The sequence below is a fragment of the Bradyrhizobium sp. HKCCYLS3077 genome (genome assembly GCF_051167555.1).
In the GTDB taxonomy this organism is placed as follows: domain Bacteria; phylum Pseudomonadota; class Alphaproteobacteria; order Rhizobiales; family Xanthobacteraceae; genus Bradyrhizobium.
This window is the reverse complement of record NZ_JBNPTH010000007.1, coordinates 12252-38646: the sequence shown is the minus strand read 5'-3', so window position 1 is coordinate 38646 and position 26395 is coordinate 12252. Positions and strand designations below refer to the sequence as shown.

Here is a 26395-nt window from a genome sequence, read left to right as displayed (position 1 = left end):
TCCGGGTGAGGGGGACTCTCCACGAGCTCGGTCTGTGGAGAGTCCCCCTCACCCCCGCCCTCTCCCCGCACGCGGGGCGAGGGAGCGCACCGCGCTCGGGGACAGAGATCGGGTCCATTAAGCGCTCACTCCCAGCGCCTTCCATTCGCGCAGCGCCTTCGCGTCGCGGGGGGAGACGTCGGGATAGTCCTTGTCCTCGCCGACGCTCTCCAGGATCTTCCAGGAGCGGGCGCACTTCCTGCCGACGGCTTTCTCGACCACCACCGCCACACCCGGCACCGCATCCAGCCGGAACGCCTCGGCCGGCGCGTCGCCCTCGCGGACCTCGTAGTTCGAGGTGATGCAGACCTCGGCGAGGTCGGTGTCGAACAAGGTGCCGAGCAGGGCGCGGTCGGCGACGTAGATGATCGGCGAGGCCTCCAGCGAGGAGCCGATGGTCTTCGCCGCACGCGCCAGCTCCAGCGCGCCGGTGACGACGCGTCTGACGTTGCGGATGGCCTCCCATTTCGCGGCGAGCGCATCGTCGCGGTAGCCGTCCATCGCATCCGGGAACAAGGTCAGATGCACCGACGGCTCGGCGTCCGGGCGATACATCCGCCAAGCCTCATCGGTGGTGAAGGAGAGCACCGGCGCCAGCCATTTCAGGATGGCGTCGCAGATCAGGTCGATCGCGGTCAGCGCCGCCTTGCGCGCCACCGACGACGGCGGATCGCAATACAGCGTGTCCTTGCGGATGTCGAAATAGAACGCCGACAGCTCGGTGTTCATGAATGCGGCGAGGCTCGCGATCACGGTCTTGTAGTCGAACGCGGCATAGGCGCGGCGGATCACCTCCGCCTGCTGCGACAGCTGATGCAGCATCAGCCGCTCCAGCTCCGGCATGTCGGCGAACGCGACGGCCTCGCTGCGCTTGTAATGGTGCAAGGTGCCGAGCATCCAGCGGATGCTGTTACGCAGCTTGCGGTAGGTCTCGATGGTGTTCTTCAGGATCTCCGGGCCGATGCGCTGGTCATCGGCATAGTCAGTGGCGCAGACCCAGAGTCTGAGGATGTCGGCGCCGGAGTCTTTGATGACCTTCTGCGGCTCGATGGTGTTGCCGAGCGACTTCGACATCTTGCGGCCGTTCTCGTCGAGCGTGAAGCCGTGCGTCAGCACGACGTCGTAAGGCGCACGCCCGCGCGTGCCGCAGCTCTCCAGCAGCGACGAGTGGAACCAGCCGCGATGCTGGTCCGAGCCTTCGAGGTACATCACCGTATCCTGGCCGCCATCGACCTTGCGCTTGATGCCGGCGAGGCCGGGGAAGTGCACGGGGTCTTCCAGCACGAAGGCGTGGGTCGAACCGGAGTCGAACCAGACGTCGCAGATGTCGTCGACCTTCTTCCAGTCTTCGTTGGCGCGGGATCCCAGGAAGCGCTCGCGCGCGCCGTCGGCGTACCAGGCGTCGGCGCCTTCCTTCTCGAAAGCGTCGGCGATGCGGTTGTTGACCGCCTCGTCCTGCAGGATCTCGGCGGAGCCGTCGCCCTTTTCGCGCACGAACACGGCGATCGGCACGCCCCAGGCGCGCTGGCGCGAGATCACCCAATCCGGGCGGTTGGCGATCATGCCGTTGATGCGGTTCTGGCCGGCGGCCGGCACCCATTGCGTCACCGAGATCGCGCGCAGCGCGCGCGCGCGCAGGGTGTCGCCGGACTTCGCCTGGCCGTGGTCCGCAATGTCCTTGTCCATCGCGATGAACCATTGCGGCGTGTTGCGGAAGATCACCGGCTTCTTGGAGCGCCAGGAATGCGGGTACTGATGCTTCAGACGGCCGCGCGCCAGCAACTGGCCGGCGTCGGTCAGCGCCTTGATGACGGCCTCGTTGGCGTCGCCCTTCTCGCCCTTGTCGTTGATGACGCGCTTGCCGGTAAAGCCGGGCGCATGATCGGTCAGCGCGCCGTTCTCGTCGACGGTGTAGGGGATCGTGGTGGCGATGCCCCGCCCGTCGAGCTCGCGCGCATTGGCCATCCAGACGTCGAAGTCTTCGCGGCCGTGGCCGGGGGCGGTGTGCACGAAGCCGGTGCCGGTGTCGTCGGTGACGTGCTCGCCCGACAGCAGCGGCACGACGAAATTGTAGCCGCCTTCGAGACCCTTGAACGGATGCGCGCATTCGACCGCATCCAGCGTGTCGCCGGGGATGTCGCGCAGCTTGGCGTAGCTCGTGACGCGCGCCTGCTTGAACACGCTGTCGGCCAGCGCGTCGGCCAGGATCAGCTTGTCGCCGGCCTTCGCCCAGTTGTCCGCCGGTGCGTCGGTGACCTCATAGAGGCCGTAGGCGATCTTGGGCGAGAACGAGATGGCGCGGTTGCCGGGCAGGGTCCAGGGCGTGGTGGTCCAGATCACGACCGAGGCGCCGGCCAGCGCGCCATGCGCTGGCGACGTCACCGGAAACTTCACCCACACCGTGTCGGACTGATAGTCCTCGTACTCGACCTCGGCCTCGGCGAGCGCGGTCTTCTCGACCACGCTCCACATCACGGGCTTGGAGCCGCGATACAGCGTGCCGTTGGCGGCGAACTTCATCAGCTCGCGCGCGATCTGGGCCTCGGCCGGATAGGTCATGGTGGCGTAGGGATGGTCCCAGTCGCCGATCACGCCGAGACGCTTGAACTCTTCGCGCTGCACGTTGAGCCAATGCTCGGCATAGGCGCGGCATTCGCGGCGGAACGCGACCATGGCGGCAGAGTCGCGGAAGTCGGGCTTGGTCTTGCCCTTCTTGCGGTAGTTCTCCTCCTCGATCTTCCACTCGATCGGCAGGCCGTGGCAGTCCCAGCCCGGCACGTAGTTGGAATCGTGGCCGAGCATCTGCTGGCTCTTGGTCACGACGTCCTTGAGGATCTTGTTCAGCGAATGCCCGATATGGATGTTGCCGTTGGCGTAGGGCGGGCCGTCATGCAGGACGAATTTCGGCCGTCCCTTCGCGGTCGCGCGCAGCTTGCCGTAGAGGTCGATGTCGTTCCAATATTTCAGCAGCTCTGGCTCGCGCTGCGGCAGGCCAGCGCGCATCGGGAATTCCGTCTGCGGCAGATAGAGGGTTTTCGAATAGTCCTTGTCGGCTTTTTGGGCGTCGGATTTTTGCGGCTTGTCGGACATGGGGATCTGGCTTGATGAGCTCAAAGAGGGGCGCGGAAGCGCGATCTGCGATCGCGGGCGGCGGAACGAGCAGAGACATCCCGGTCTTGCGCCGAGCTCGAAAAGCTCAGGCGGAAGCCGGGCCGCTAATGCCGATGGTGCGCCGTATCAACATGGGGCTCCCTCATAGCAGCCGGGCGGCCAAATCGCAAAGTGATCTGCGCGTCAGCGCTCTCCAGATGCGGTCATTCCGGGGCAGCCCGTCAGGGCTGAACCCGGAATCTCGAGATTCCGGGTTCGATGCTGCGCATCGCTCCGGAATGACGGCATGGAGGACGCAGGTCAGCCGATCTCGCCGAGCCGGGGGAAGAGGCCGGCGCTCGCCGCCAGCAGGGCGCGGGCCTTGGCGCTGTCGTCGTCCATCTGCCGGATCAGGGCGTCGATCGAGGTGAATTTCGCCTCCTCGCGGATGAAGCCGATGAAGGCGACATCCAGCACCTCGCCATAGAGGCTGTCCTTGAAATCGAACAGAAACGTCTCCAGCAGCGGCGCGCCATTGTCGAAGGTCGGCCGGCGGCCGAAATTGGCGACGCCGTCGATCAGAACCCGGTTGGCGCCGCGGCCGCGGCCGACCCGGACGGCATAGATGCCGTGACGCAGGCCGCAATCGCGATCGAGCCGCATGTTGGCGGTGGGGTAGCCGAGGTCGCGGCCGCGCTTTTCGCCATGGATGACCTCCGAGGAGACGAACCAGGGACCGCCCAGCATGGCGGTGGCCTCCGCGACCTGGCCCTCGGCCAGCGCCTCGCGGATCGCGGTCGACGACACCGGCCGCTCGTCGATGTCGACATGCGGCTGGACCTCGACGGTGATCCCGAGCTTGGGCGCCTCATTGGCGAGCAGGGTCGGGGAGCCGACCCGGCCCTTGCCGAAATGAAAGTCGTAGCCGACGGCAATTCCGGCCACGCCGAGCCGGCCGATGAGATCGTGGTGAATGAAGTCCTGCGCCGGGGTCTGGGCGCGGCCCTTGTCGAAAGTCATGACCACGGCACCGTCGAGCCCGGCGCCGGCCAGCAGCCGCAGCTTGGCGGCCTCGTCGGTCAGCCGGAATTGCGGGGTATTCGGGCTGAAAAAGCGCCGCGGATGCGGCTCGAAGGTCAGGGCGAGCGCCGGGCGGCCCTTGGCCCTGCCCATCGCGATGGCGGCGTCGATCACGGCCCGATGGCCGAGGTGAACGCCGTCGAAATTCCCCATCGCCACCACCGCGCCCTTGAGGATGTCCTGTGGCGGGGTGGAATCGCGGATGATCGTGAAAGCTGACATCTGACGGAAATATCTCGCGAATTTGTCAAGTTCCCCGATCCGGCGGGGTGCCTTCGACCGTGGGCGGGCGGCCTGCCGAAGTCAAGCCAAAGGGGCCGCGGAATTCATGCAGCGCAGCAATAGCGACATGCGGCCGCAGCGCAGTTAACGCGCTGTTTAACGGCTGATGCTACTGCTTGGACCGGATGGCGGGGTCGCTGAAAGACCTGAGCCGAAAGAGCGTTTTGGTAACAGTCTGCGCGTTGTGTTCGCGTTGGGGGAGTCAAGATGGCGGTTGATTTGACGATGCCGGTGCTCGTCGTCGACGATTACAGCACCATGATCCGGATCATCAGGAATCTTCTGAAGCAGATCGGGTTCGAGGACATCGACGACGCGAGCGACGGCTCGATGGCGCTCAACAAGATGCGCGCCAAGAAGTACGGCCTCGTGATCTCCGACTGGAACATGGAGCCGATGACCGGCTACGACCTGCTCCGCGAGGTCCGCGCCGATCCGAACCTGGCGACCACGCCGTTCATCATGATCACGGCGGAATCCAAGACCGAGAACGTGATCGCGGCCAAGAAGGCTGGCGTGAACAACTACATCGTCAAGCCGTTCAACGCCGCGACCCTGAAGACCAAGATCGATGCGGTGTTCCCGGACATGGCGACGGCCTGAGGGCCGATCCGATCTCATCACGGAAAAAAGACGCCCGGCATTGCCGGGCGTTTTTCGTTTCAGGATCCGCTCACCACTTCAATTCGCGCATCAGGGCGCGGGGCGGGTGGCCGAACAGCTCCTTGACCGAGGCGGGGTCGAGCTGTTCGACGCCGGCGAACTCCTCGGAATGGATGCCGCGGGTCACGAACAGGCAGTCGATGCCGAAGCCGTGCGCGCCGGCGAGATCGGTGCGGACGGAATCGCCGATCGCCAGCACCTCCTCGCGCGCGACCTGTCGCCCGGCATGCTGCTCGGCGAGCTGCATGGCGCGCTCGTAGATCGGCCGGTGCGGCTTGCCGTAGAAGATCACCTCGCCGCCCAGCTCGCGATACAGCTCGGCGATGGCGCCGGCGCAGTAGATCAGCCGGTCGCCGCGCTCGACCACGATGTCGGGATTGGCGCAGATCAGCGGCAGCTTGCGTTCGCGCGCCTGCAGCAGCATCGCCCGGTAGTCCTCGGCGGTCTCGGTCTCGTCGTCGTACAGGCCGGTGCAGATGATGTAGGAGGCGTCCTCCAGCGGCGACAGGGTGACGTCGAGGCCGCGATAGATGGAGTTGTCGCGCTCGGGGCCGAGCCAGAACACCTTGCCGCCGGGATGATCGGCGACGTAGTGCCGGGTCAGGTCGCCGGAGGAGACGATCGCGCTATAGACCTCGTCGGCTACGCCGAGCTTGCGCAATTGCCGTTGCACCGAATCGGCGGGACGCGGCGCGTTGGTGATCAGGATCACCGTGCCGCCCTGCTGCCGGAACCGATGCAGCGCCTCGCAGGCCTCGGGGAACGACTCCAGCCCGTTATGGACGACGCCCCAGATGTCGCTCAGCAGAACCTGCTTGCGGACGAGAAGATCGCGCAGCCGCGCCTCGAAGTGGAGCGCGGTCATGCGAGGGGCCGTGCCTCAGTGCGTGCCGGCGATACGGCGGACGAGCGCGGCATTGCCGCTGCGCGTCGGACCGATGCTGTTCGAGACGTCCAAAGTGGTATTGCCGGCGGCATTCTGGTCCTGAATCTTGATGTCCTGCCCGCCCGAGGGGGTGGAAGCGGCCTCGCCGGTAGCAGATGCGCCTTCCGGTCGCAATGGGCGGGGCGGCGCGAACAGGAAGCCCTGGCCGAAGCGGACGTCGTAGTCGAGCAGGTCGACGACGCTGCCCTCGCCCTCGATCCGCTCGGCGATCAGGTCGATGCCGAAACGGCCGAGCAGGTCGGATAGATCGGTCGGGTGGATGTCGGACACCGAACTCTGCTTCGGGTCGAGCAGCAGCGCGGCCGGCACCTTGATGAAGCGGACGCCGCGATCGGCAAGCTCGCGCGGCTCGAAGCGGAGGTCGGTAACGTGGTCCATCGAGAACCGGTAGCCGCGCTGCGCCAGCGCCGCGAGATGCTCGGTCTCAGTCGGGCCGAGGTTGCGCAAGGTCGACTGCTTGAATTCGAGCACGAAAGACGGCGCCAGCGCCCGGTTGGCTTCGAGGAAGTCGAGGCACTGCGAAAAGTTCTCGGGGTTACTCAAGGTCGCGGCGGAGATGTTGCAGAAGATCCCGACATCCTTGTTGCGCACCATCAGGCGCCGCAGCACCTGGACGCAACGGAGCATCACCATGTGATCGATCCGACCGACGAGCCCGGCGCCCTCGGCGATGCCGATGAAATCCTCCGCCGCAACGACCTGGTCGCGCTCGTCGCGCAACCGGGTCACCGCCTCGTAGAAGCGCACCTTGCGCTGAGGCAGCGTCACCAGCGGCTGCAGGTAGATGTCCATGCGGTTGTCGTCTATGGCGCTTTTGACGGCGGCAAGGATCTGGGCCTGGGTCCGCGGGACTGCCGGTGCCGGCGGGGCGACCGCAGGCGTGGCAGCGACGGGCGCGGCGACCGGCGCTTTCGCCACCGGAGCCGGCCCGACCGTCGCGATCGCTTCCTTCTTGAGCTCGATCGGCGCGGACGGCGCGGCCTTCGGATCGGGATAGACGGCCGACGCCGCGGGGGGCGCGACCGCGGCCGGAGCTTCGCGCGCAGGCACGGACGTTGCGTCCGCCGCTGCTGCCGGCATCGCGGCGATCAGATCCTCATGCTGGGCCACGGTGACGGCGAGCTGCTTCATCAGTCCGCCGAGCTCGTTGATCTCGCCGATCACGCCCTGCAGGCGATCGGAGCTGACCGAGTTCGACGACACGATGCGTCCTTCGACAGCCGACAGCCGCCGGCCGAACTCGGCGACCTGACGGGCGAGGTCGGCCGTTCCGCGCGACAGATCGGCGATCTGGCTGCCGACATCGGTGCGGTCGCGCAGCCGCATCGAGACGGCGTTGTAGAGGATGAGGAAGGTCAGCGCCGTCAGCGCGACGATCGCGGATTCCGACCCACTGATGCCGGCCACCGAATACAGGATCAGGCCGAGCGACGCCGCGACCAGAACCATGCAGATGGCGATGAAAATCGTGGAAATACGGATCATGCTGCGCGACGCTCCCAACCGAATGCAACCTTAGCACTTCTGTTGATTCGCGAGGATAGTCGGCAGGATTCAAATACCGGGCGTGGCTGACGATTTCCCCATCGCGTGTCATTTACGCAAGTTCGCGCCCGACATCGGAGTGTCATCGTAGTGAGGCGGTCCCGTAGAACGACGGGGTGCACCATCCCGACATGTGTCTGGATGTGTTCACTGCTCGGAGGCGTCTCGAAGACCGTGGCAAAACACGCGCGTCAGCCGGGACCGCCGTCCCGGCATGCGCGCGTTGCTGATCAGCTCAGATAATTCGCCTATGCTTCGACGGCGATCGAAGCGCTCAGTCGTTGTGCTGGCGACGCCGGCGCAGCGCCGCGACCCCGAGCAGCAGGGCGGCAACGGCGACGCCGACCGGCACGTTGACGCGGCCAAGACCGCCGCTGTGATTCGTCGAACTTGCCGATGGCGCCAGCGGGATGGTGTCGGGATCGATCTGGTCGGCGTCGGGCTGCCGCGCCACCGGCGCGGCGATCGCCACGCGCAGCCGGCTGCCGAGCGAGGGATAATGCGGCGTCGGGCTGCGCAGCTTGACCGCCGCGATCACCGCGCAGATCACCGCCAGCGCCAGCATTATGCCCCCGACCACCGCGAAGGCGGTGAACAGGCCGTAGGTCATTTCCACCCACCGGAATAGCGCGGTTAGGCCGACGATGCAGGCTGCGATCAGGAAGATTCCCGCCGTGGCGAACAGCCCGGCCGCGACGGCATAGGAGGTCACCGTGCCCGTCGCCTGTCGCGTGCGATCCCGCATATAGGCCTGGGTGGCGCGCTTGACGCGGTTCAGCCTCTGCTCGAGGCCCAATTGCAGGAGCTCTCCTGGCGGTGCGAGCATGCGCGTCCTCCGAAAGTCGTCGCCGCGCGCGAACCGCCGGCTCGCGACATGAACGTGGAGGATTTGGGAAGGTTCCCGGTTGAAAGACGGAGGCGATGTCCGTCATTACTTGCTGCTCCACCGAGTGGCGATGTCGAGAGGATCTTCAGCAGGGACAGCGTGAGTACCGCGGTGAAATGGCTCGGGGTCTTACAGGTGCTCTATCCCGGGTGTTTTCGCGCCGCGAGCGAAGCACTCTCTGCTCCCTCCCCCCTTGTGGGGGAGGGTCGGGGAGGGGGGTAGCCATGGGCGCGATCAACGAGAGCCTGACCGACGGCTTCAACGACGCCCTCCAAGTTCGACATCACCTGCGCATTGGTGAAGCGAAGCACGCCAAATCCCTCGGCTGCAAAAAACGCGTCGCGCTTGGCATCTTTCGTTTGTCGCTCGGCGAAATCGTGTGACTCGCCGTCGAGTTCGATCACGAGCTTGGCCGAGAAACAGATGAAGTCTGCGATGTAGTTATTGATCGGCACTTGGCGGCGAAAGCCCGCGCCCTCAATTCGGTTCGCCTTGATGTACCGCCATAGCAGCGTCTCGGCGCGCGTCATCGCCTGGCGAAGTTGCTTCGCTCTGTTGCGCTGGCGGTCGCTGACGTCTGCGTGCGGCATGCTGGGCTAACCCCCCTCCCTGCCCCTCCCCCACAAGGGGGGAGGGAACGGATAGATCGGTGATTGTTGAAGCATAGCAAGGACGCCGCCGGCGCGAAGTCTCCGCAAATAAAAAATGGCGGCTCTTCGAGCCGCCATTTCGCTGTTTGCTATCCGATCTTCGCGCGGCTTACGCCACGGCCTTGATGACCTTGCCGACCTTCTCGACGATCTCGCCGACCTGGTCCTCGTTGATGATCAGCGGCGGCGTGAGCGCGAGGGTGTCGCCGGCGATGCGCAGCATCATGTCCGTGTTGTGGAAGGCCTGCTCCATCGCCTGATAGCCGCGCTTGCCGACCGCGTCGGGCAGCGGCGCGAGGTCGATGCCGGCGGTGAGACCGACGGTGCGGATGTCGAGCACGTTGGGCAGGCCCTTCAGCGACATCACGGCGTCCGCCCATTTCGGCTCGATCGCCTTGGCGTGCTCGAACAGCTTCTCGTCGCGATAGATGTCGAGCGTGGCGAGGCCGGCGGCGCAGGCGATCGGATGCGCCGAGTAGGTGTAGCCATGGGTGAACTCCACCATGTGCTCCGGGCCGCTCATGAACGCGTCATGGATGGTGTCGCGCACCAGCACGCCGCCCATCGGCGCCGCGCCGTTGGTGACGCCCTTGGCGAAGGTCAGCAGGTCCGGCGTCACGCCGTAGCGCTCGGCGGCGAAGGCATGGCCGAGACGGCCGAAGCCGGTGATGACCTCGTCGAAGATCAAGAGGATGCCGTGCTTCTGGGTGATCTCGCGCAGGCGCTTGAGATAGCCCTTCGGCGCCGGGATCACGCCGGTGGAGCCGGCCATCGGCTCGACGATGACGGCGGCGATGGTGTTGGCGCCGTGCAGGCCGACGAGCGTCTCGAGCTCCTCGGCGAAGTGCGCGCCGTATTCCGGCTCGCCCTTGGTGAAGGCCTGCTTCTCGCGGTCATAGGTCGCGGGAATGTGGTCGACGCCGGTCAGCAGGGTGCCGAACAGCTTGCGGTTGTTGACGATGCCGCCGACCGAGGTGCCGCCGAAGCCGACGCCATGATAGCCGCGGACGCGGCCGATCAGACGGGTGCGGCTGCCCTGGCCGTTGATCTGGTGATAGGCGAGCGCCATCTTCAGCGCGGTGTCGGCAGCCTCCGAGCCGGAGTTGCAGAAGAAGACGTGGTCGAGACCGGCGGGCGCGAGGTCGGCGATTCGGTTGGCGAGTTCGAACGCCTGGGGAATGCCGAACTGGAAGGGCGGGGCGTAGTCGAGCGCTGCGGCCTGCTGGCCGATGGCTTCCGCGATCTGGGTGCGGCCGTGACCGGCGTTGCAGCACCACATGCCCGCGGCAGCGTCGATGATCTTGCGGCCGTCGACGGTGATGTAGTGCATGTCCTTGGCGCCGGCGAGCAGGCGCGGGTTCTTCTTGAACGCGCGGTTCGCGGTGAACGGCATCCAATGCGCGGCAAGATCATTCGGAACGGTGACGGCGGGGCGGGGGCTCTTGTCCAGCATGGGGACCTCTTCGGGCGTTCAAGGCAGATTGTGCGACGGCGACAGCATGACCCGGAAAGGTGGCAAACCGGTTGCCAGACACTGACCGAAACGGATCGTGCGTGAGGGGCCTGAATGCGCGCGCCGACGTCGTCAGCGGATGATCCGGGCCGGCGCCAAGCTATCAGTTTCGCGGACGGACGGAAACGCCAAAGGTCCGGCGTTCCCGCTGCCCTGGTGAGCGAATTCTGCACAGCGGCAGCAGTTTGTGCCGAATCCTGGAAGTCCGCTGCGTCATTTCGCGCCAGCGCGGAGCCTCACACCAGATCGCGCGCGGTGATCCAGAACACCTCGCCCTCGGAGTCCTCGGTATCGAGCCACAGCAGCGGCAGGTCGGGATAGGCGGCCTCGATCTGCGGCCGGTCGCGGCCGACCTCGCACAGCAGCCCGCCTTCGGCGGTCAGGTGATCGCGGGCCTCGCTGATGATGCGGTGGATGATATCGAGCCCATCGGCGCCGCCGTCGAAGGCAAGTGCCGGCTCGGCGCGGCATTCCCGGGGCAGGCCCGCCATGCCCTCGGCATCGACATAGGGCGGATTGCTGATGATCAAATCGTAGCGGCGCTGGCTCAGCGGCGCGAACAGATCGCCGCGATGCAGCGTGACACGCTCGCCGAGGTCGTAGTCGGCGACGTTCTTGGCGGCGACGGCAAGCGCATCCTTGGAGATGTCGACCGCGTCGATGACAGCGTTCGGGAAGTGGCGGCTGGCGAGGATGGCGAGGCAGCCGGAGCCGGTGCAGAGGTCGAGCACGCTGTCGACCGCCAGGGGATCGTCGATCAGCGAGGTGCCGTCAGCTTCGGCCCCACCGAAATGGGTTTCCAGGAGCTCGCCGATAAAGGAGCGCGGCACGATGACGCGCTCATCGACATAGAACGGCAGGCCTCGCATGTAGACCTTGTTGACCAGGTACGCCGCCGGCTTGCGCGTCGTGATTCGGGCGGTGACCAGGTCGAGGATGGTCTTGCCCTCGGCGGCGGTGACCCGTGCGGTGACGAAGGTCTCGAACTGCTCGGGCCGCAGATGCAGCGCCTCGCCGATCAGGAACGCGGCTTCCGACACCGGATCGGTTGTGCCATGCGCGAACACCAGATCGACGTTCTGGAAGCAGCTCACGGCGTAGCGCAGGTAATCCAGCAGCGTCGCCAGCTCGCCGGCATTGACCTTCGGCAGCTTCGGAGCCGCCGGCTTGCGCGGCGCAGCCGCCTTCGCCTTCTTTGCCATCACTTCGTCCAGCGCGCCGCGGCGGCATCGTCGTGGCTTTTGGCCTCGACCCAGCTGCCGCCATCTTCGGTTTCCTCGCGCTTCCAGAACGGCGCGTTGGTCTTGAGATAATCCATCAGGAACTCGGCCGCCTCGAACGCGGCCCGGCGGTGGCTCGATGCGGTCACCACCAGCACGATGTTCTCGCCCGGCGTGATGCGGCCGAAGCGATGGATCACGGTGAGGCCCTGCAGCGGCCAGCGCGCCATCGCCTGCTCGGCATGGCGCATGATCTCGGCTTCCGCCATGCCCGGATAATGCTCGAGCGTCAGCGCCGAGATCGGCGTGGCGTGGTCGTTGCCACGGCACAGGCCGGAGAAGCTGACGACGGCGCCGACGTCGGTGCGGCCTCGGCCCAGCGCCGCGATCTCGGCGGCAGTGTCGAAATCCTCGTGCTGCACGCGGACGGTGACGATCGCGGTCATGGTGTTTGTTTCCGGCGCGCGTCAGCCGCCGGTCATCGGCGGGAAGAAGGCAATCTCGCGGGCGCCTGATATCGCCGTGTCCGGCTGCACATGGGTCTGGTCGATCGCGGTGCGGATCACCTTCGGCTTCTCGAAGGCATAGGCATAGCCCTCGCCGCGTTCGGTCAGCCACGCAATCAGCTCGCTGACGGTGCGGACGTCGGCCGGCGGCTCGATGGTCTCCTCGGCCTTGCCGATGCGCTCGCGCACCCAGGCGAAATACTTCACCTTCATCGCGAATCCTCTTCGATGAGGTGGTGGATGCCGGCGCGGAAATAATCGTAGCCGGTGTAGATCGTGAAGATCGCCGAGGCCCACAGCAGCACGATGCCGATCATGGTCACCACCGGAACCACCTGGTCGCCGGCCTCGCCCGCGAGCAGGAAGCCGATCGCGATCAGCTGCATCGTGGTCTTCCACTTCGCGACCTTGGTCACGGGCACGCTGACGCGCAACGCGGCGAGATATTCGCGCAGGCCCGAGACCAGGATCTCGCGGCACAGGATCACGATCGCGGCCCACAGGGTCCAGCCATGGATGCTGTTGTCGGCGGCCAGCATCAGCAGGCACGAGGCGACCAGCAGCTTGTCGGCGATCGGGTCCAGCATCCGGCCGAACGCCGATTGCTGGTTCCAGATGCGGGCGTAATAGCCGTCGAGATAGTCGGTGATGGCAGCGGCGATGAACACGGCCACCGCGACCCAGCGCAGCCACAGCGGATAATCCATGATCGACTGCGCGTAGATGCAACCGACCACGACCGGTATCGCGGCGATGCGCGTATAGGTCAGGATGTTCGGCAGGGACGTCGACGTCTTGCTGGGCACGCGTGTGGTCGCAATATTCATCCGGTGTACCAATACTGCCGCCGTTCGAACGTCAACCTCCGAGCCGGGCCGCCTGGGCAGGATGACGCAGATATGACGCAAATCGCAACGAGGTCTTGCGGAGATAGGAACTCTCCCGCCCGGATACAAAGAGAGCGGTAACGCTTCCTTAAGCAACCCGGCGCGCTCGCGCCAGTGTCGAGATCGGCGCGCCGCGGTGGGCCCGCCGATCCTTCTTATTGCGGTGCAGTGACAGCTGCGCGACCGCGCGGCGCGGCTCCGGCTTGTCAGATCGCCTCGGCCGCGTGCACTGCGCACCAATGCGCCTGGCGCTCCGCGAACACGCGGTCGCGGACATAGGCCAGCGTCTCGTCGTCGAAGGTCTCGATTACCTCCAGGCTGAAGGCGGCTTCGCCATGCGCCGTCCAGGCCGCCTGCAGTCCGCCGCGGCGATGGCCGCCCTGGCGCAGGGTGAACCAGAGCCGATTCTGGATTTTGTCGAGATCGGGCGCGCAGCCGACCCAGCGCGCGCCGGTGGCGGCGCAGGTCACGGCATAGATGCCGGCGGGGGTCTTGCGTTCCTTGTAGGCGGCTGCGGCCGCCTTGCGCTGATCGGGGGTCATGGTGGTGCTCCGGATTTTCGTCCGGGTGGATATCAGATAATTATATCCGGGTAAAATACTTTCCGCGCCCCCAGTGGAAGAAGCAGGGCACCAGCCCATCGACGTCATTCCGGGGCGCCCGAAGGGCGAGCCCGGAATCCATAACCACGAGAGTGAGTGGTGATGCGGGATGATCGCCACAGCCTGTCCCGTTCACACGTCCGCCTGTGGCTATGGATTCCGGGCTCGCGCTGCGCGCGCCCCGGAATGACGGTGGAGAGGGGCGGGCTCAAGCCGCGGCGGGACTCTCGCCGGATCGGCGAACCGCCCTCAGCTCACATTGCTGTGGAAGTACTCGAAAATCTTCCGCGCACTCTCCGCGGAGACGCCCGGCACCTTGCCGAGGTCGGCGATCGAGGCGCGCTCGATCTCCTTCAGGGTGCCGAAATGGTGCAGCAGCGCGCGCTTGCGGGACGGGCCGATGCCGGGGATCTCCTGCAGGCCGGCTTCGCGGATGTCCTTCTTGCGCAGCTTGCGGTGCGAGCCGATGACGAAGCGATGCGCCTCGTCGCGCAGGCGCTGGATGAAATACAGCACGGGGTCGCGCGGCTCGAGCTTGATGGCTTCGCGCTCGGGAATGAACAGCGTCTCGCGGCCAGCGTCGCGATCCGGGCCCTTGGCGACCGACATCAGCGCGACGTTGCTGACGCCGAGCTCGGTGAAGATCTCTCTGACAGCATTGAGCTGGCCGCGGCCGCCGTCGATGATGACGAGGTCGGGCCATTGCGGCACGTCGTCCTCCTTCGCGGCGCGCGCGAGGTCCTTCTCCGACGGCGCGACCAGCCGCTTGAAGCGGCGCTGCAGCACCTCCTTCATCATCGCGTAGTCGTCGCCGGGCGTGAGCCCCTCCGACTTGATGTTGAACTTGCGGTACTGGTTCTTCATGAAGCCGTCGGGACCGGCGACGATCATCGCGCCGACCGCGTTGGTGCCCTGGATGTGGCTGTTGTCGTAGACCTCGATGCGCTTCGGCACCTGCGGCAGCGCGAGCGTCGCGGTCATCGCCTCCAGCAAGCGGCTCTGCGTTGCGGTGTCGGCGAGCTTGCGGCCCAGCGCCTCGCGCGCATTGGTCAGCGCATGCGTGACGAGATCCTTCTTCTCGCCGCGCTTCGGGCAGGACACCTCGACCTTGTGGCCGGCCTTGACGCACAGTGCCTCGGCGAGCAGCTCGGCCTCCTCGATCTCGTGCGACAGCAGGATCAGTTTCGGCGGCGGCTTGTCGTCGTAGAATTGCGAGAGGAAGGCGGACAGCACCTCCTCTTGTGTGAACGTCTTCTCGGCGCGCGGGAAGTAGGCGCGGTTGCCCCAGTTCTGGCCGGTGCGGAAGAAGAACACCTCGACGCAGGAGAAGCCGCCCTCCTGGTGAATGGCGAACACGTCGGCTTCCTCGACCGTGCGCGGATTGATGCCCTGCTGCGAGGAGATCGCCGACAGCGCGGCGAGACGGTCGCGATAGACGGCCGCGGTCTCGAATTCGAGCTCGGCGGAGGCCTTCTCCATCTCGCCTGCGAGCAGCGACTTCACCGCCTGGCTGCGGCCGGACAGGAAGTCGGTCGCCTCGCGCACGAGCTCGGTGTAGCCGGGAAAGTCGATCTCCTGGGTGCAGGGCCCGGCACAGCGGCGGATCTGGTGCAGCAGGCAGGGCCGGCTGCGGCTCTCGAAGAACGAATCGGTGCAGGAGCGGATCAGGAACGCGCGCTGCAGCGCCGTGATGGTGCGGTTGACCGCACCGGCCGAAGCGAACGGGCCGAAATAGCGCCCCGGCCGCGACTGCGCGCCGCGATGCTTGAGGATCTGCGGCGCCCAATGGTCGCCGGTGATCAGGATATAGGGGAACGATTTGTCGTCGCGCAGCTGCACGTTGAAGCGCGGCTTGAGCTGCTTGATCAGGTTCGCTTCCAGCAGCAGCGCCTCGGTCTCCGTCGTCGTCGAGACGATCTCGACGGTCACGGTGGCCGCGATCATGCGCAGGATACGCGCCGGCAGCGGCGCGTTGGCCCGCGCGTAGGACGACAGCCGCTTTTTGACGTTCTTGGCCTTGCCGACATAGAGCACGTCATGGGCCGCATTGAGCATGCGGTAGACGCCGGGCGAGGTCGGCGCCAGCCGCACCGCGTTCTCGATGGCGGCATGGCCGGTCGCGAGCGGGCCTTCGCCGATCGGCTCCAGGCTCTCCTCGGTCAACTCTGGCAGCCGGCCCTCGTCGTCCTCATCGGCGGGCGCCGCGGGATCGAGATCTGGCGTGTCGGCCGCCTCGGGCGGCAGGTCGGCCGTCGCGCCACGGCGGCTGTCAGGCGCCGGCGCCTTGGGTGGATCGGAGCTGTGGGTGGTCATGTCCGACAAATTAAGCGCTGCCGCGCCGTCTCGCCAGCGTGTGCGCGCGCCATGCACAGGGCAGGGCCGACGGCGGTAACGCTTCGTTAAGCACGTTAATGGCTCGCTAACCCGGCTTAACAACGGCTTAACCTAAAACTCTCGATAAATGCTCACGAAAAAAGTTGGAGTTCCGTAACCACACCGGCCCGCGCCGTCGCGCGGCGCTTGCTCCGGGTGGTGGCGGCAAGTGGCGTGGAGTGAGCGATGAACAGGTTCTTGGTCGGTGCTGCCGCTGTGGCGGGGTTGGGCGCAGCGGCTCTCGGATCGGTGTCGGCGCAGGCGGCCGACCTCGGCTATGGGCGCCGCGCGCCCTACACGGTGAATCAGCCCCTCAATGCCTATAGCTGGGCCGGACCCTATCTCGGCGGCACGCTGGGCTATGAATGGGGTACGGTCGGCAACAACCCGACCAAGCCCTCGGGCCTCACCGGCGGCATCACCGCGGGCTACAACTGGCAGAACGGCCCCTGGGTGTTCGGCGCGGAGGGCGACTTCAACCTGACCGGCGCCAACGACACCTTCGCGCCGTGGAAGTTCTCCAACCCGTGGTTCGGCACCCTGCGGGGCCGCGCCGGCTACGCCTTCAACAACATCCTGTTCTACGGCACCGGCGGTCTCGCCTTCGGCTCGTTGCGCGCGGAGACCTTCGGCCTGTCGGAATCGCACACCACGGTCGGCTGGACGCTCGGCGTCGGCACCGAGGTCGGCCTCGCGCAGAACTGGAGCGCCAAGATCGAGTATCTCTATGTCGATCTCGACAGCAGCAATTTCGTGATCACGGGGGCGAAGAACGACTATCGGACGGGACTGGTGCGCTTGGGCATCAACTTCCGGTTCTGATGGCAAGACTGGATAGGAAGAAGAAACGTCGAACGACAACCTCCCGGCCGCTCGCGCGGCCGGGATTTTTTTGTTGTCGCCGTCGCTGGCGCACGCGCGTGACCCCGCAGCCTGTCCGCATGGATCGCGCGGGCAAGCGTCGGCTGCACGGCCGTCAGCTTTCGAGAGTCGGATCGATTGACGTCGGAGTGCGCCCGCTACGACCGGCTGCGCCGAAGCGCCGCGACGATCGCCCGGGCCTCCGTCAAGACGACAGCACCAGGTTCACCGCTTTCGGTCCCTTGCCCTTCTTGTCGGGCTCGACCTCGAAACTGATACGCTGTCCCTCGGTCAGGTCCTTCAGGCCCGCGCGCTCCACCGCCGTGATGTGCACGAACACGTCGCGTCCACCGTCGTCCGGCTTGATGAAGCCGTAGCCGCGCTCACCATTGAAGAACTTGACCGTCCCAGTCATGGCCATCGGGAAACTCCTCCCCCGCAATGCTTCCTCCACTGCGCGCCCTGCGCAGCGTCCGACCGGACATCACTTTGATCGGAAAGCGTTGGCCACCTTAACGACCGGCGCTCGTCGCGCCGGATCGTCGGTACTTATTAGGCCTTGATCACCCCGCCGCAACCATTCGCGGAAGCGGAACGTAAAGCCAGTCTTACAATCAGACACAATAATACGGTTCCGCGTCCGTTGACCATGGCTTTTCGAGGTATACAGGCTTCAACCTTTGGGGATTTCCAGCCGGAAGCGTGCGGCGCCGCCCTGGCCGAGCGGCCGCTGCAACTCCTGCATGATGAGCTTCAACTCATCATGCAATGTCCAGGGAGGGTTGACGATCAGCAGTCCCGTCGAGGTCAGCGCCTCCCCCTCGATTTGCGGTGCAACGCTGAACTCGAGTCGCAACAGCTTGCCCGCCGGCTTGGAGCTACCTACCAGCTCTGCGACACGATCGGTCAGTTCCTCGGTCGCGCGGCGGGTCTTGGCGGGATACCACAGCACATAGATACCGGTCGGCCACTTCACATAGGCTGCGGCGAAGCGCTCGGCGAGCCGCGCGAACTCATCCTTGGCCTCGAAGGCCGGATCGATCAGCACCACGCCGCGGCGCTCGTTCGGCGGCACGAAGGCGGGCAGGGCGACCCAGCCGTCGAGATCGACGACGCGGGCCTGCGTGTCGCGCCGCAGTGCGTCGATCAGCTGCTTGCGCGGCACGGGCGCCAGCTCGCACAGGGTCATGCGGTCCTGCGGCCGCAGCAGCGCGCGTGCGATCAGCGGCGAGCCGGGATAGGCGACGAGCTCGGCTTTCGGATTGAACGATCTGACGATGTCGAGATATGGCGACAACAGTGCATAGGCCGGCTCGGACAGCCGCGCCTGCAGCAGCCGTGCGATGCCGGTGAGATATTCGCCGCTGCGCGTGGCCTCGTCGCCGGTGAGATCATAGAGGCCGGCGCCGGCATGGGTGTCGATCACCCGGAATGCCGCCGGCTTCTCCTGGAGGTAGACCAGGATGCGCGTCAGCACGATGTGCTTGATGACGTCGGCAAAGCCGCCGGCGTGAAAGGCGTGTCGGTAGTTCATGCCGCACGGGTTACGCCGTTCCGCGCCAAAAGGGTACCCCGTCGATGCGCGAGCCGGGAGGACCAGAGCATGATGTGTTTCCACGGAATCGCATCTGGCAACTCGCGCACGTTCCCGATGCCACAGCGCCCAGCTGGAGGTCATCCACGCTGTCACCCTCCCCTGGAGGGGGAGGGTCGGCTCATAGGCGCGAAGCGCGTGTGAGCCGGGGTGGGGTGATCTTTCCACTTGCACCGGTCTCCACGGCCTCACCCCACCCCGCTCGCCCGCTTCGCGTGCGAGCGACCCTCCCCCTCCAGGGGAGGGTGAGACTGAGAGCGCGGCGCCTTTGCATCGTCATCATCGGCAGTTGGCGAACGTCGTGCAGAGCTGACGGCGGTCCGCGTTCCAATCGTCAGTGAGGGCAAGCCGCCGCTCGCCGCGTCCGAACTAGCCGCCGCGCACCGGCGGCATGTTGACCTCGTCGCGCCGGCAGGCCTGGCGGTCGACCTCGTCGCAGCTGCGGAATTCCAGATCCTTCGACAGGCAGATGCGAACCTCGCTGAGCCGGGTGCGGTTGCAGGTCACGGCTATGCCCGACGTCGTGAGCTTGGGATTGGCCTTGATGAAGGCGTCCTCGACCGCCGCCGGCGAGACCGTCTTGGCCTGCGCCAGATCGAGAAACTCCGGCGGGATCTTGATCGCGGCGCGCGCTTTGCGGATTGCCTCGAAATAGGCCTTCGCCGACAGGCCGGCGCAGGTGCCGTGCTTGTCCCATTCGTTGTAGATCAGCCCCGGCGCCGGCATCAGGTCGAGCATCGAGGTCATGATGTTGCGCGGCAGGCGCGGCGCCGGCTGCTCGCAATATTCGGGATAGCCGGTCTCATATTGCGGCCACAGCCCATGCACGACGAAGGAGTAGGGCCGGCCGCTGCATTGCTGCGACTTGCTGCCGCGGCCGCCGCGCTCCTCGGCCTCGGCGCAGAACGAGGGCGACCAGGACAGCGACAGCACGTAGAAGTCGAATGCGCCGGGCGCATTCTGACGGCGGTCCTGGGCCCGCACGGGCAGGGCCGCCAGCAGGCAGAGCAGGAGCGTGAGGCAGGCAACCAGTTGGGATACACGGACGGCAGGTCGGCGCAGGCAATCGGACATGGCGGGCTCCCCGGACAATGCCGGGAGGGTAGCAGTCCGCCGGAACATTTCAAGAACAAAAAGGCCGCCCTGGCGGGCGGCCGACTGATTCGGCTGGTGTCAGCGACTCAGGGCTTGGCGGCGCGGCAGGCCGGATTGTAGGCCCAGTTGCGGTCGAGGCCGACGACGCAGAACTCGACGCCCTGGTCATAGCCGGCAAAGCCGCCGTCCTCGATGATCGAGAAATTCACGGTGCGCGCCTTGCCGTCGCTGATCATCACGCTGCCGGTGCAGAAGCGGCGCGGAATGTTGTCCGACTGCCAGGGACGGAAGGCGATCTCATGCACGTTCGCCACGCCGGTGATGGTCAGCGACGAATTCCAGAAGGTGCTTTCCTTCTCCTGGAAGCGCGACACCACGGTCGGAATGGCCGCTTCGCAAGGGGCGACCCGGCCTTCATATTTCGGACCGGACAGCCAGAAATTCATCTCCAGCGGATTGGCGGCCTGGGCCGGAGCGCTCGCGACGAGGCCGGCGAGCAGCGCGCCGCAGGCGGCGCCGAACGTCTTGATGCCGAGCGTCTTAAAGGAGGTGCTGAAGTCGCGCATGGGGCGTCCGCAAGTCTGATCCGGGAGCGTGGACCGTGCCGTGGCGGCCACAGGAGGTCAAGTGCAACGCGGCAACACTCCACGATTAGTCCTGTTAACCCGGGCGCGGTGTTCTTTTCTTGGCCGGACAGGACCTTTAGAATGGCAGCCAGCTCAAGGAGATTGCAATGCGGACGCTGAAGGCCGGACTCGTGAAGACTGCAGGCCTCGCGGCCGTCGGGACGCTGTTGGCGGTCGCATCCGCCCAGGCTGACTATGTGCCGGCCTTCAAGGGCAACGACACCGGCGGCATCATCGCCTATCAGCTGGCCCAGACCACGGATGCGCGCCAGCTCGCAGTGGATCATTGCGCCTCCTACGGCAAGGTCGCGAAGTTCAAGGCTGTCGATGCCCGCTATGGCGGCTATGTGTCGTTCGCCTGCCGCTGGGTACCTTACGGCTCGGCGCAACGGCCGCTGCGGACGCTGTACTGATCTTCGATCCACTGCCGTTCGCTCGATCGACGTTCTCCTAATTGCCATCTTTTGGCGGCATTCGCTCCGGCATCGCGCAACGATCTGGAACGAAGCTGATGACCCGCACCCGCACCGCCCTCGGCCTGTTGGCCTGCTGCCTTCTCAGTGTGGCCGCCAGCCATGAGGCTCGCGCCGTGGACCTGCCGGTCCGCAAGGCGGGGCTATGGGAGCTGAAGATGATGCGGTCCGGCAGCCAGCAGCCGGACGCGACGATGCAGCATTGCACCGACGAGTCGACCGACAAGGAGATGAACAACTTCGCTTCGCCGATGGCGCAGCAGGTCTGCTCCAAGCAGGAGATCCAGAAGACGGCGACCGGCTATGTCAGCGATTCCGTCTGCAATTTCGGTGGCATCAATACGACGTCGCATGCCGACATCACCGGCGACTTCAACTCGGCCTATACGGTGAAGACGATGTCGAAGGTCCAGGGCGGCGCCGCAGGCACGACGGGCGTGAAGGACACCGCCATGACGATCGAGGCGAAATGGCTGGGGGCCTGCAAACCGGACCAGAAGCCCGGCGACATCGTCATGCCCGGCGGCATGAAGATGAACATCAAGGACATGAACAAGCTGAAGAACCTGATCCCGGGCGTGAAGTAGCAGGCTCTCGCCGCGAGCCCGGTCCGCTCCCCTCCCCCTTGCGGGGAGGGGTCGGGGGTGGGGGTCCCCGGGCGCGGAGCGCGGTTGGGAGTTCGTTCGCTTTGCTGGGTTTCGCAATCAGCTGACGCGCTGGGGACGCGCTCTTCTTATTGATAGCGGAATTCGTGGACCCCCACCCCCGACCCCTCCCCGCAAGGGGGAGGGGAGAGGACCGCCGGTGTTGTGAGATATCGAATCCCACTGCCGCGCAGCGCTGCGCCTACACCGGAATCCGCACGCTCGCCCGCAAGCCGCCCATCGGGCTGTCGCTCAGGGTAATGTCGCCGCCATGCGACCGCGCGATGTCGCGGGCGATGGCGAGGCCGAGGCCGGTGCCGCCTTCGTCCTGGTTGCGGGCGTCGTCCAACCGCAGGAACGGCTTGAACACCTCCTCGCGCATGGCCGCGGGAATGCCGGGACCGTCATCGTCGACGGTGATGGTGAGGTAGCGGTGGTCGCGATGGCCAGTGATGGCGATGGCGTCCGCGTGGCGCGCGGCGTTGGAGACGAGATTGCCGAGGCAGCGCTTCAGCGCCTGCGGCTTCACCGTCACCACCGGCAGGCCGTGGAACGACACCGTGGCGGAATGACCGTTGCGCTCGGCGTCGCCGCGCAATTCCTCCAGCGCGTTGGAGATGTCGGTCGGCTGCGCGATCTCGCCATTGTCGCCGCGCGCGAACGCCAGATAGTCCTCCAGCATATGCGACATCTCGTCGACGTCCTTGCGCATGGCGTCGATCTCGGGACTGTCGCCGAGCAGCGCCAGTTCGAGCTTGAAGCGCGTCAGGATGGTGCGGAGGTCGTGGCTGACACCGGCCAGCATCGCCGTGCGCTGCTCCATCGCGCGCTCGATGCGGGCCTTCATCTCCAGAAACGCATGCGCCGCGCGCCGCACCTCGCGCGCGCCGCGCGGCCGGAAGTTCGGCACCTCGCGGCCCTTGCCGAAGCTCTCGGCGGCGTCGGCGAGCCGCAGGATCGGCTTGATCTGGTTGCGCAGGAACAGCACCGAGACGATCAAGAGGATCGAGGACGTGCCGACCATCCAGAACAGGAAGATGTCGGTGTTCGACGCATAGGCCGCGCCGCGCTGCGCGAACACCCGCATCACGGCATCATCGAGCGCGATGCGGATCTCGACCAAATTGGAGCGGCCGACGGTGTCGATCCAATAGGGGCGGCTGATCTGGCGGCCGATCTGGCTCGACAATGATTGGTCGAGCAGATTGAAGAACGGCTTCGGTCCGGGCGGCGGCATATCACCGGCGGGCAGGAAGTCGACCACGAGATTCAGCCGCTGCTGCGCGATCCGGCGCAGCATGGTGCGGTCCTTGTCCTGCGGATAGCCCTTGTAGATGTCGATCAGCGCAGCGACGTCCTGCACCACCGCGGCCGACAGGCGCCGCGTCACCGTGTTCCAGTGCCGCTCCATGAACACGCCGGCGACCACCGTCTGCAGGATCACCATCGGTACGATCATGATCAGCAGCGCGCGGGCATAGAGTCCGGTCGGCATCCAGCCCTTGAAGGCGTTGCCGACAATGCTGTTGGCGCGCGACACGCGGCGCGAGGCGGTGCGGATCAGGGTGAGGCCGGTGTCGAGCGTGGTCATGATGTGCGCAATCGCTGCATGCGTCCGTCATCGCGAGCGAAGCGACGCAATCCAGAGTCATTGCGGGACCCTGGATTGCTTCGCTTCGCTCGCAATGACGAGGAGAGATCGGGGCGCTTCACGTCCTGCAGCGGCGAGGCGACAGCTTTCGCCCAGGCGCCGGTCTGCTCCCTCTCCCTGTCGTTACGGGGAGAGGGCTGGGGAGAGGGGCTGCCGCACGGGGAATGGTCGTGGTGAGACCTGTACCCCCTCACCCCAACCCTCTCAGCGCGAGCGAAGCTCGTCGCGTCCCCGCATCCGCCTTCGCTCTTCGAGCTACGGCGGACAAGAGCGGGGAGAGGGAGCGCACCGAGCGCGGCGCTCCATCTCGGCTCCAACTTGCTCCCCGACGCCAACATGGAGGAGGCCCTATATGCCCTCGTACCAAGGACGAGCGGGTCAGTGCGCTGCTTCAAAAGCCCGCTCATCCTCACCCCGACGTCATCAGCCGGTAGCCGATGCCGCGCACGGCTTGCAGGAACAGCGGGTTGGCGGGATCGATCTCGAGCTTGCGGCGGAGGCGGTTGATCTGCACATCCACTGCGCGCTCGTTGACGGTGCCGTTGCCGGTCAGCGCGCCGCGCGGCACGGTCTCGCCGCGGGCATTGGCGAGTATGCGCAGCATCTCGCGCTCGCGGTCGGTGAGGTGGACGATCTCCTCGCCCTGTTTCAATTCGCCGCGCGCCAGATGATACACGAACGGACCGAAGCTGATCTGCTCGATGACCTCCTCGGCCGGCGGCGGCGCGGCGCGCTTGAGGATGTTGCCGATGCGCAGCGCGAGCTCGCGCGGTTCGAACGGTTTGGCGACGTAGTCGTCGGCCCCGAGCTGCAGGCCTTCAATCCGGCTCTCGGGCTCCGCGCGCGCCGTCAGCATCACGATCGGCACCGATGACTGCGTACGGATGAAGCGGGCGAGATCGAAGCCGCTTTCGCCGGGCATCATCACGTCGAGGATCAGGAGATCGAAATGCAGCCCCGTCAGCTTGGCGCGGGCATCGCTCGCGCTCGCCGCCGTGGTGACGCGATAGCCCTCGCCGCGCAGGAAGCGTGACAAGAGATCACGGATGCGGCGGTCGTCGTCGACGAGCAGGAGATGCGGCGCGTCGTCGGCCGGCGTCTGCTGCTGATGCGGGGCGATGGCGGTGATCGTCACGGTCACTCCTTGGCAGCGGCGACGGGCGTCCTGAAGATCGCTTCCAGCACCTTGTCCGGATCGTCGCGATCGATCATCGCGCGCAGGAATTGCCGGACCTTCTCGGCACCGGCCGGTCCGATCTGCTCCAGCGCGCGATCGATGCGCTTGGTCTGCAGGCCGGCCAGTTTGGCCACCAGCGCCTCGCCCTTGGGGGTGGCGAAAAGAAGGCGCTGCCGGCGATCATTGTTGCCGGTCTTCTGCACAATGTAGCCTTCGTCGAGCAGCTGCTTCAGCACGCGCCCGAGCGACTGCTTGGTGATGCGCAAGACGTCGAGCAGGTCGGCGACCTTCAAGCCGGGATAGCGTGTGACGAAATGCATCACGCGGTGATGCGCGCGGCCGAAGCCGAACGCCTCCAGCTCATGGTCAGCATCGCCGACGAAGTCGCGATAGGCGAAGAACAACAGCTCGATGATGTCCCAGCGCAGCGTCTCGCCGCCGGCGGCCGCAGCGGGCTCAGCCGGACGCACATCCGGGCTCAACGTCGGAGACGAGAAATTTATGTCAGCCATATTGACGTTTCTGCGGTTCAATGTTACAAAACAATCGCCCGTCACGAAATTTTAGATCGCTTCATCGGCGGGTGATCGTCTCAAGGCGTGTCTGAACGGGCCTAAAGCAACCCCGACGGGCAACCCTTGGCGGTGTATTCAACAACCGTGTGATGTCGAGCGGCATTTCGGCAAACCATACTGGACTTCCGCGAGGCGCAAAAGCATGTCCTGTCGTGGCATGCTTGCCTGGCAACCCGGCGCGACGCCGGTCACGGCAGGTCTGAAAATTCAAAGGACGACGGCCCGGATCGACGGGGCGGCGCCAGAACTCGCGAACGGCGACCAGAGCGGGGGAAGCAAGGACATGACTTTGACATTCGACATCAAGCCGACAGCGAACCCGACCTCCGACCAGGAGCGGGCGGCCAAGCTCGCCAATCCCGGCTTCGGCCGCGTGTTCACCGATCACATGGCCGTGGTCCAGTACAGCCAGGACAAGGGCTGGCACAGCGCCCGCGTCGAGTCCCGCGCCAACTTCCCGCTCGATCCGGCCGCCGCCGTCCTGCACTACGCGCAGGAGATCTTCGAGGGCCTGAAGGCCTACAAGCGCGACGATGGCGGCGTGAATCTGTTCCGGCCCGACGCCAACGCCAAGCGGTTCTGGAATTCGGCCGAGCGCATGGCGATGGCGCAATTGCCGGAGAGCGTCTTCATCGAGGCGGTCGAACAGCTCGTCCGCATCGATCGCGCCTGGATCCCGGGCGGCGAGGGCAGCCTGTATCTGCGCCCATTCATGATCGCCAACGAGGTGTTCCTCGGCGTGAAGCCGTCGGCGGAGTACATCTTCGCGGTCATCGCCTCGCCGGTCGGCTCCTATTTCAAGGGCGGCCCGGCCCCGGTCTCGATCTGGGTGTCGGAGAACTACACCCGCGCCGCGGTCGGCGGCACCGGCGGCGTCAAATGCGGCGGCAATTATGCCGCGAGCCTGAAGGCGCAGGCCGAGGCGATGGCGCAGGGCTGCGACCAGGTCGTGTTCCTGGACGCGATCGAGCGCCGCTATGTCGAGGAGCTCGGCGGCATGAACGTGTTCTTCGTGTTCGCCGACGGCTCGCTGTCGACGCCGCCGCTCGGCACCATCCTTCCCGGCATCACCCGCGACTCCGTCATCAAGCTGGCGCGGGACGCCGGCCGCGAGGTGCGCGAGGAGGCGTATGCGATCGACCAGTGGCGTGCCGATGCCGCGAGCGGCAAGCTGAAGGAGGCGTTCGCCTGCGGCACCGCCGCGGTGATCTCGCCGATCGGCAAGGTGCGCTCGACGAGCGGCGACGTGCTGATCAACGGCGGCGACGCCGGCCCGGTCGCCATGGGCCTGCGCAAGCAGCTGGTGGATATCCAATACGGCCGCACCCCGGATCCGCACCAGTGGATCAGGGATGTGAAGTAGGGGGTCTGAAGGAGGGGCAGGGCGCCCCTTCGGCCGGCAATTTCTGGGCACAGC

General features: G+C 66.1%; 25 protein-coding genes. 5 read left to right on the top strand and 20 right to left on the bottom strand.

Annotated elements, in window-relative coordinates:
- Positions 1–117: 117 nt before the first annotated feature.
- Together ileS and ACQR0Z_RS26220 are read right to left on the bottom strand one after the other, a co-directional pair.
- On the bottom strand, positions 118–3129 hold the full coding sequence (gene ileS / locus ACQR0Z_RS26225; protein ID WP_434920566.1) for an isoleucine--tRNA ligase: 3012 nt from the start codon (positions 3127–3129) through the stop codon (positions 118–120).
- Between the two features lie 321 nt (positions 3130–3450).
- Positions 3451–4431, bottom strand: a complete 981-nt coding sequence (locus ACQR0Z_RS26220; protein ID WP_434856143.1) for a bifunctional riboflavin kinase/FAD synthetase — start codon at positions 4429–4431, stop codon at positions 3451–3453.
- A 267-nt stretch (positions 4432–4698) separates the two neighbouring features.
- Here ACQR0Z_RS26220 and ACQR0Z_RS26215 point away from each other — a divergent pair, with 267 nt between their 5' ends.
- Positions 4699–5094, top strand: a complete 396-nt coding sequence (locus ACQR0Z_RS26215) for a response regulator (RefSeq protein WP_006613531.1) — start codon at positions 4699–4701, stop codon at positions 5092–5094.
- Between the two features lie 70 nt (positions 5095–5164).
- Here ACQR0Z_RS26215 and ACQR0Z_RS26210 read toward each other — a convergent pair whose 3' ends face one another.
- From ACQR0Z_RS26210 to uvrC, 11 genes are all read right to left on the bottom strand, one after another.
- Complete coding sequence (locus ACQR0Z_RS26210; protein ID WP_434920565.1) at positions 5165–6019, bottom strand: TIGR01459 family HAD-type hydrolase; 855 nt, start codon at positions 6017–6019, stop codon at positions 5165–5167.
- Between the two features lie 15 nt (positions 6020–6034).
- Entirely contained in the window at positions 6035–7585 is a 1551-nt protein-coding gene (locus tag ACQR0Z_RS26205) for an EAL domain-containing protein (protein ID WP_434920564.1), read from the bottom strand.
- 334 nt (positions 7586–7919) lie between these two features.
- A complete protein-coding gene (locus ACQR0Z_RS26200) occupies positions 7920–8471 on the bottom strand; it encodes a phage holin family protein (RefSeq protein ID WP_434920563.1) in 552 nt (183 codons plus the stop codon).
- 200 nt (positions 8472–8671) lie between these two features.
- Positions 8672–9121: an endonuclease domain-containing protein gene (locus tag ACQR0Z_RS26195; RefSeq protein WP_434920562.1), complete on the bottom strand. Its 450-nt coding sequence runs from the start codon at positions 9119–9121 to the stop codon at positions 8672–8674.
- Positions 9122–9290: 169 nt separating this feature from the next.
- Positions 9291–10634, bottom strand: a complete 1344-nt coding sequence (locus tag ACQR0Z_RS26190; protein WP_434920561.1) for an aspartate aminotransferase family protein — start codon at positions 10632–10634, stop codon at positions 9291–9293.
- Positions 10635–10930: 296 nt separating this feature from the next.
- Positions 10931–11896, bottom strand: coding sequence for a 50S ribosomal protein L3 N(5)-glutamine methyltransferase (prmB, locus tag ACQR0Z_RS26185; RefSeq protein ID WP_434920560.1), 966 nt, complete (start codon positions 11894–11896; stop codon positions 10931–10933).
- Entirely contained in the window at positions 11896–12360 is a 465-nt protein-coding gene (locus tag ACQR0Z_RS26180; RefSeq protein ID WP_434877589.1) for a molybdenum cofactor biosynthesis protein MoaE, read from the bottom strand. Before ACQR0Z_RS26180 ends, prmB begins: the two co-directional genes overlap by 1 nt.
- Before the next feature lie 21 nt (positions 12361–12381).
- Positions 12382–12633, bottom strand: coding sequence for a molybdopterin converting factor subunit 1 (gene moaD, locus ACQR0Z_RS26175; RefSeq protein WP_434877588.1), 252 nt, complete (start codon positions 12631–12633; stop codon positions 12382–12384).
- Positions 12630–13247 carry a CDP-diacylglycerol--glycerol-3-phosphate 3-phosphatidyltransferase gene (pgsA, locus tag ACQR0Z_RS26170; protein ID WP_035647124.1) on the bottom strand — a complete coding sequence of 206 codons (618 nt, stop codon included), beginning with the start codon at positions 13245–13247 and terminating at the stop codon, positions 12630–12632. The genes moaD and pgsA overlap by 4 nt, the downstream gene beginning before the upstream one ends.
- Positions 13248–13513: 266 nt before the next feature.
- Positions 13514–13849 (bottom strand): GIY-YIG nuclease family protein, encoded by a 336-nt coding sequence (locus ACQR0Z_RS26165; RefSeq protein ID WP_434856134.1) that lies wholly within the window; start codon positions 13847–13849, stop codon positions 13514–13516.
- Positions 13850–14158: 309 nt separating this feature from the next.
- Positions 14159–16222, bottom strand: coding sequence for an excinuclease ABC subunit UvrC (gene uvrC, locus ACQR0Z_RS26160; protein ID WP_434920559.1), 2064 nt, complete (start codon positions 16220–16222; stop codon positions 14159–14161).
- Between the two features lie 246 nt (positions 16223–16468).
- Here uvrC and ACQR0Z_RS26155 point away from each other — a divergent pair, with 246 nt between their 5' ends.
- Positions 16469–17104, top strand: coding sequence for an outer membrane protein (locus ACQR0Z_RS26155; RefSeq protein WP_434856132.1), 636 nt, complete (start codon positions 16469–16471; stop codon positions 17102–17104).
- Between the two features lie 244 nt (positions 17105–17348).
- On the opposite strand, the gene ACQR0Z_RS26150 is transcribed toward ACQR0Z_RS26155, so the two are convergent.
- From ACQR0Z_RS26150 to ACQR0Z_RS26135, 4 genes are all read right to left on the bottom strand, one after another.
- Positions 17349–17564 carry a cold-shock protein gene (locus tag ACQR0Z_RS26150; RefSeq protein ID WP_006612991.1) on the bottom strand — a complete coding sequence of 72 codons (216 nt, stop codon included), beginning with the start codon at positions 17562–17564 and terminating at the stop codon, positions 17349–17351.
- Positions 17565–17816: 252 nt separating this feature from the next.
- Positions 17817–18677 carry a 23S rRNA (adenine(2030)-N(6))-methyltransferase RlmJ gene (locus tag ACQR0Z_RS26145; RefSeq protein ID WP_434920558.1) on the bottom strand — a complete coding sequence of 287 codons (861 nt, stop codon included), beginning with the start codon at positions 18675–18677 and terminating at the stop codon, positions 17817–17819.
- Between the two features lie 429 nt (positions 18678–19106).
- Positions 19107–19811: a ribonuclease T2 family protein gene (locus ACQR0Z_RS26140; RefSeq protein ID WP_434877585.1), complete on the bottom strand. Its 705-nt coding sequence runs from the start codon at positions 19809–19811 to the stop codon at positions 19107–19109.
- A 107-nt stretch (positions 19812–19918) separates the two neighbouring features.
- Positions 19919–20398, bottom strand: a complete 480-nt coding sequence (locus ACQR0Z_RS26135) for a hypothetical protein (protein ID WP_434856129.1) — start codon at positions 20396–20398, stop codon at positions 19919–19921.
- A 167-nt stretch (positions 20399–20565) separates the two neighbouring features.
- Here ACQR0Z_RS26135 and ACQR0Z_RS26130 point away from each other — a divergent pair, with 167 nt between their 5' ends.
- The gene (locus tag ACQR0Z_RS26130; protein ID WP_434856128.1) at positions 20566–20871 is read left to right on the top strand and encodes a hypothetical protein; all 306 of its coding nucleotides are present in this window, start codon (positions 20566–20568) and stop codon (positions 20869–20871) included.
- Positions 20872–20969: 98 nt separating this feature from the next.
- Positions 20970–21518: a DUF3617 domain-containing protein gene (locus tag ACQR0Z_RS26125; RefSeq protein ID WP_434856127.1), complete on the top strand. Its 549-nt coding sequence runs from the start codon at positions 20970–20972 to the stop codon at positions 21516–21518.
- A 259-nt stretch (positions 21519–21777) separates the two neighbouring features.
- On the opposite strand, the gene ACQR0Z_RS26120 is transcribed toward ACQR0Z_RS26125, so the two are convergent.
- The 3 genes from ACQR0Z_RS26120 to ACQR0Z_RS26110 all read right to left on the bottom strand — a co-directional run bounded on the left by ACQR0Z_RS26120 (position 21778) and on the right by ACQR0Z_RS26110 (position 24915).
- Positions 21778–23166, bottom strand: coding sequence for an ATP-binding protein (locus tag ACQR0Z_RS26120; RefSeq protein ID WP_434856126.1), 1389 nt, complete (start codon positions 23164–23166; stop codon positions 21778–21780).
- A gap of 469 nt (positions 23167–23635) precedes the next feature.
- The gene (locus tag ACQR0Z_RS26115) at positions 23636–24367 is read right to left on the bottom strand and encodes a response regulator (RefSeq protein ID WP_434877583.1); all 732 of its coding nucleotides are present in this window, start codon (positions 24365–24367) and stop codon (positions 23636–23638) included.
- Positions 24364–24915 carry a MarR family winged helix-turn-helix transcriptional regulator gene (locus tag ACQR0Z_RS26110; protein ID WP_434920557.1) on the bottom strand — a complete coding sequence of 184 codons (552 nt, stop codon included), beginning with the start codon at positions 24913–24915 and terminating at the stop codon, positions 24364–24366. The genes ACQR0Z_RS26115 and ACQR0Z_RS26110 overlap by 4 nt, the downstream gene beginning before the upstream one ends.
- A 346-nt stretch (positions 24916–25261) precedes the next feature.
- On the opposite strand from ACQR0Z_RS26110, the gene ACQR0Z_RS26105 reads away from it, so the two are divergent.
- The gene (locus ACQR0Z_RS26105; protein WP_434920556.1) at positions 25262–26341 is read left to right on the top strand and encodes a branched-chain amino acid aminotransferase; all 1080 of its coding nucleotides are present in this window, start codon (positions 25262–25264) and stop codon (positions 26339–26341) included.
- Positions 26342–26395: the final 54 nt, after the last annotated feature.